This window comes from Gordonia sp. (in: high G+C Gram-positive bacteria) (assembly GCF_020438995.1).
Classification (GTDB): Bacteria; Actinomycetota; Actinomycetes; order Mycobacteriales; family Mycobacteriaceae; genus Gordonia.
In genome coordinates this window covers 1-4,149 of the sequence record NZ_JAGQTN010000124.1, presented here as the reverse complement: position 1 = coordinate 4,149, position 4,149 = coordinate 1, and the positions used below count along the sequence as shown (strand labels likewise).

At 64.4% G+C, this 4,149-nt stretch carries 8 protein-coding genes and 1 pseudogene; 4 read left to right on the top strand and 5 right to left on the bottom strand.

Annotated elements, in window-relative coordinates; all coding sequences use genetic code 11:
• Window positions 1–185: pseudogene (locus tag KDB67_RS09630) on the top strand (hypothetical protein); the annotation flags it as partial.
• 83 nt (window positions 186–268) lie between these two features.
• Here the strand turns inward: KDB67_RS09630 and KDB67_RS09625 are convergent.
• From KDB67_RS09625 to KDB67_RS09610, 4 genes are all read right to left on the bottom strand, one after another.
• Window positions 269–583, bottom strand: coding sequence for a CopG family transcriptional regulator (locus KDB67_RS09625; protein ID WP_291015277.1), 315 nt, complete (start codon window positions 581–583; stop codon window positions 269–271).
• Window positions 584–596: 13 nt separating this feature from the next.
• Window positions 597–893, bottom strand: coding sequence for a hypothetical protein (locus tag KDB67_RS09620; RefSeq protein ID WP_291015275.1), 297 nt, complete (start codon window positions 891–893; stop codon window positions 597–599).
• A gap of 51 nt (window positions 894–944) precedes the next feature.
• Window positions 945–1,079, bottom strand: a complete 135-nt coding sequence (locus tag KDB67_RS09615) for a hypothetical protein (RefSeq protein ID WP_291015273.1) — start codon at window positions 1,077–1,079, stop codon at window positions 945–947.
• 83 nt (window positions 1,080–1,162) lie between these two features.
• Window positions 1,163–1,789 carry an SDR family oxidoreductase gene (locus tag KDB67_RS09610; RefSeq protein ID WP_291015271.1) on the bottom strand — a complete coding sequence of 209 codons (627 nt, stop codon included), beginning with the start codon at window positions 1,787–1,789 and terminating at the stop codon, window positions 1,163–1,165.
• 164 nt (window positions 1,790–1,953) lie between these two features.
• On the opposite strand from KDB67_RS09610, the gene KDB67_RS09605 reads away from it, so the two are divergent.
• Genes KDB67_RS09605 through KDB67_RS09595 form a run of 3 tightly spaced genes read left to right on the top strand, consistent with a single transcriptional unit; the run spans window position 1,954 to window position 3,552 of the window.
• Window positions 1,954–2,397, top strand: coding sequence for a cupin domain-containing protein (locus KDB67_RS09605; protein WP_291015268.1), 444 nt, complete (start codon window positions 1,954–1,956; stop codon window positions 2,395–2,397).
• The gene (locus KDB67_RS09600) at window positions 2,283–2,915 is read left to right on the top strand and encodes an AraC family transcriptional regulator (protein ID WP_291015265.1); all 633 of its coding nucleotides are present in this window, start codon (window positions 2,283–2,285) and stop codon (window positions 2,913–2,915) included. The genes KDB67_RS09605 and KDB67_RS09600 overlap by 115 nt, the downstream gene beginning before the upstream one ends.
• Before the next feature lie 49 nt (window positions 2,916–2,964).
• On the top strand, window positions 2,965–3,552 hold the full coding sequence (locus KDB67_RS09595) for a YdeI/OmpD-associated family protein (protein ID WP_291015262.1): 588 nt from the start codon (window positions 2,965–2,967) through the stop codon (window positions 3,550–3,552).
• 18 nt (window positions 3,553–3,570) lie between these two features.
• Here KDB67_RS09595 and KDB67_RS09590 read toward each other — a convergent pair.
• Window positions 3,571–4,149, bottom strand: a 579-nt coding sequence (locus tag KDB67_RS09590) for a helix-turn-helix domain-containing protein (RefSeq protein ID WP_291015260.1), incomplete at its 5' end; no start/stop codon positions are given.

Here is a 4,149-nt window from a genome sequence, read left to right as displayed (position 1 = left end):
GTATCTTGGACGGGTTCCCAGCTGGAACAGACACGAAGTGGAGCAACTGGTTACGGAAGACCAAGCACCCAGTCGCCAAGGACTTCCCGACCGTCATCGCCTGGGTGATCGAGTTCGGTGATCCAGTAGTGATGCGACAAGTCGCCGGGAAGAAGTGGGACTGCTCCGGTCTTCGATGGAGTTGAGACCTCGTCCGGCAGGCACGCGATCTACACGGATCGCCAACCCCAAAGATCCAACGAACCGCACAAGCGCGTCAGCGACAATCTCAGGCTGGGTGCCGGTCAAGGTACTCCACGAGGGCCCGCCGGATGATCTCGGCGGGCTTGACGTCTTCGGTCGCAGCCCTCTCGTCCAGGCGCGTCTTGATGTCGACGGGCAGCCGCACGGAGGTCGTCGGGGTGCGGCCCTGCGCGGGGCCGCCACCGGCCGGGCGACCGGCACGCAGGACTGCCGCGGCGACATCAGGATGGTCGAGGTTGACTTCGAGAGGGCCGACGACTTCATCCGCGGTCAGTGGGTTAGTCGCGTAGTCCTCAGCCATTTCGGCGTACTCGGCGTCGGTGAGTCGGCGGTGGGCCATGGTGTCCTCCTGGTCAAGATCGTTGGCGGGCGTAGCGGGGTGTGAACACGTCAGTCAGGTGACTGTTGTAGGTGGTCGGCCGCAGCAGCATCGCGTGGAAAACCACAGCTTCGGTGGTGTCGGTGTGGTCGGCGATGACCTCGATGTGCGGCTGATGTTCGTCGACCGCCCCGACGTAGAGGAACAGCTCGGCCAAGGGGCGGCGGGCCGGGATCGCCTGCCGTGCGACTGGGAACGAGACGACGGAGCGAATCTCATCATCGGTGATGCCGTGCTGCCGGGCGCTCGATGTGATCTCGATCCGGACCAATTAAGGGTAGTACCATTACAGATAAAAGTGCAACACCATTTATTCGGACCGTCACACGGCGTTGCCGTTGGCGGGGCCACCTGTGCGCAGGCGAGAAGGGTCGACAACGATCGGGCCGTCGATCTCATCGCGGGTAGGCGGTTCCGCCTCGTAGCTGTCGGCGAGTTCCTCGTACTCGATTTGCACAGCAGAGAGCGTGCTGACTTTTCACGAAAGGCTGACCGCCTTTTGTTCATCGCCCGCGTCGACGCGATTCGTCGCTGTCACCCTTATCCTTTCGCGTACGCCAGGCCGGGCGTCTGATGCAGATACTCCGAGTTGTCGAGTTGTTTCAGAACGAATTCGGCCACATCGGCGCGGGAGATCTTGACGCTCACCGTCGTGTCGTGGGGTCCGAAGCCGTGACGGTACGTGCCGGTGCGCGGACCGTCGGTGAAGGCGGCGGGGCGGACGATCGTCCAGTCCAGGCCGCTCTCGCGGACATACCGTTCCTGCTCAACGTGATCCGCGTATGCCGGCCGCAGGAGCAGCCCGAACATCAGGTACTTCCACATGAAGGTCAGGTTGGGGCGGCTGTCGCCGACCCCGAGTGTCGACTGCACGATGAGGCGGTCGACGCCCGCGGCTTTCATCGCCGCGATGATGGTGCGGGTTCCCGGGCCGCGGACCCCGCCCTTGCGTCCCGCGCCGAGCGCGACGATCACCGCGTCCTGCCCCTGCACCGCGGTGCGGACCGCTGCCGCGTCGTGCACATCGCCCTGTACCGCACGAACATCACTGCACTGAACCTTTGCCGGGTCACGGACGAACGCGGTCACGTCGTGACCCCGCTGTAGTGCCTGTTCGACGACCTGGCGTCCGATGGTGCCGGTTGCGCCGAAAACCACGATCTTCATGATGTCTCCTTCGATTGGCTGGTGAACCCAGTCAATCGCAGCGATATGAGACTCTCCATGGTCCATCAGCTCGAATACATACGTAATCGTCTCGAACGCCGCTTCACCCCGCTTCGGACGGATAGAGCTTGTTTCACTCTCCGACCTGTGTGACGGTAGGGGTCATGGATGTACTCGGCGCGTTGCTCGACGGCCCCCGTGCCGAACGGGCGTTCCTGCTGAAGGCTGTCTTCGCCGGCCACTGGTCGATCAGTGTGGAGGACGAAGCGCCGTTGTCGATCGTCGTGGTCACGTCGGGGGCGGTGTCGGTTGCCGACGGCACCGCGACACATTCGCTCAACCCCGGTGACGTCATGCTGACGCGCGGTCACCGGCCGTGCGTGTTCGCGGACTCGCCGCAGACGCCCACCGACGTGCGGATCCTGCCCGGTCAGGAGTGCGTCGATCCCCACGGGCGCATACTGCGCGGAGAGATGAACCTCGGGGTCCGGACATGGGCAACGTTCCCGCCGACACCCCGGACGCCACCGTCATGCTCATCGGGACCTACGCCGGCGAGACATCGGTCGGCGCAAGGCTTCTCACTCAACTTCCGGACAACGTGGTGATCTCGGATTTCGAGTCACCACTGATCGGCCTACTCGCCGCCGAACTGGTGAACGACCGGCCCGGCCAGGAAGCAGTACTCGACCGTCTGCTGGATCTACTGCTGGTCTCCTGCCTCCGGGAAGCGCTGGGCGACAATCATACTCAGGGATGGCTCGCAGCTGAGGACGATCCGGTGGCAGGCCCCGCCCTCCGGCTCATCCATGAGCACCCGCAGGAACCGTGGACGGTCCAGTCCTTGGCGACCCACGCCCGAGTCTCGCGCGCGGCTTTCGCCCGGCGGTTCACCGAAAAAGTAGGCGAACCGCCACTGACCTATCTCACGAACTGGCGGATGGCACTGGCCGCCGATCTCGTCGCCGGAACTGATCTCACTCTCGAAGCGGTGAGCGGCCGCGTCGGTTACGCGAGCCCGTTCGCCCTGAGCGCCGCATTCAAACGCGTGCACGGAGTCTCGCCTGCCCGGTACCGCACTCACGGCGCCGTGAGTCAGCTCCGGACGTCTCCGCCGGCGAAGTGAGGTATCAGTCTGCGACAATCATGCCCCGCTCGGTGGATAGGCTCCGTACATGACAAGTGCGGACGAGATCGAGCCCGTCGTGGTGCGTGATGCTGCGGCGTGGCGGGCGTGGCTCGATGAGAATGAGGATTCGTCCGACGGGATCTGGTTGATGCTGGCGAAAAAGGGCACCACCACACCGACATCGCTCAGCTACGGCCAGGCGCTCGACGAGGCCCTGTGCAGCGGATGGATCGACGGACAGCTCAAGGGAATCGACTCGGCGACGTACCGGCAGCGGTTCACGCCGAGGCGTCGGCGCAGCCTCTGGTCGGCGCGGAACGTCGGTATTGTGGCCCGCCTCATCGAGGAAGGGCGGATGCGTCCTCGCGGTTTCGCCGAGATCGACAGCGCCAAGGCCGACGGCCGCTGGGATGCGGCTTACGCCGGGCAGGCGACCATCCAGATGCCCGACGATCTCGCCGCTGTGCTTGCCGAAACCCCAAGCGCGCAAGCTATGTTCGACACTCTCAGCGCCCAGAACCGCTATGCGGTCCTGCTCCGCGTGTCCACCGCGCGCACAGCGCAGACCCGACGGAACAGGATCGACCGATTGGTCGCGATGCTCGCACGCGGCGAAACGCCACACCCCCAGTGAGTGACGCCGCGACAGCCTTCAGAGATGAATCGCGTATGTGTTGATCCGCCGATACAGCGTCGACCGGGAGATTCCCAGGGATTCCGCGGCCTTGACCCTGTTCCCGTCGAACCGTCGGAGCGTCTCGATAATCGCGTCGCGCTCAGCCGATTCGAGAGTCGTTATCGTGCGTTTGGGGGCCGCGGAATGGATATAGGGCGGCAGATCCGCCTCGGTGACCACTCCGGCGGGTTTCATGCACAGGACCTTCTTCAAGGTGGCGACCAGATCGCTGACATTACCGGGCCAGGTGTATTTCTTGAGCGCGTGAAGCATTCCGTCGCTGAACTCCAGGTCGCGATTCGGTGCCAATTGGGCGGCGTGCAAGCGCAGGATCGTCGCGATGTCCTCCGGGTGGTGACGCAGGGCGGGGACCTCGACGGTCCGTTGGAACAGCGGGATCAGCATCGAGGTGAGCACCGGATCGTCGCTCGCATAATCGCTGGCACAGTGCGTCGTCGCCACGATCCACCGGGCGGGGTAGGAATGTTGGTCGTCGGTGATCGCCCGCGCGATCTCGGCGTCGTCACCGGGAGTCAGGGCATCGATCCGGCGCAG

What these genes read in the sequence shown, in the direction of transcription:
- KDB67_RS09605 (WP_291015268.1), top strand. Translation starts at nt 1,954, where the DNA reads ATGGATGTACTCGGCGCGTTGCTCGACGGCCCCCGTGCCGAACGGGCG.
- KDB67_RS09610 (WP_291015271.1), bottom strand. Translation starts at nt 1,789, where the DNA reads ATGAAGATCGTGGTTTTCGGCGCAACCGGCACCATCGGACGCCAGGTC.
- KDB67_RS09625 (WP_291015277.1), bottom strand. Translation starts at nt 583, where the DNA reads ATGGCCCACCGCCGACTCACCGACGCCGAGTACGCCGAAATGGCTGAG.
- KDB67_RS09595 (WP_291015262.1), top strand. Translation starts at nt 2,965, where the DNA reads ATGACAAGTGCGGACGAGATCGAGCCCGTCGTGGTGCGTGATGCTGCG.
- KDB67_RS09600 (WP_291015265.1), top strand. Translation starts at nt 2,283, where the DNA reads ATGGGCAACGTTCCCGCCGACACCCCGGACGCCACCGTCATGCTCATC.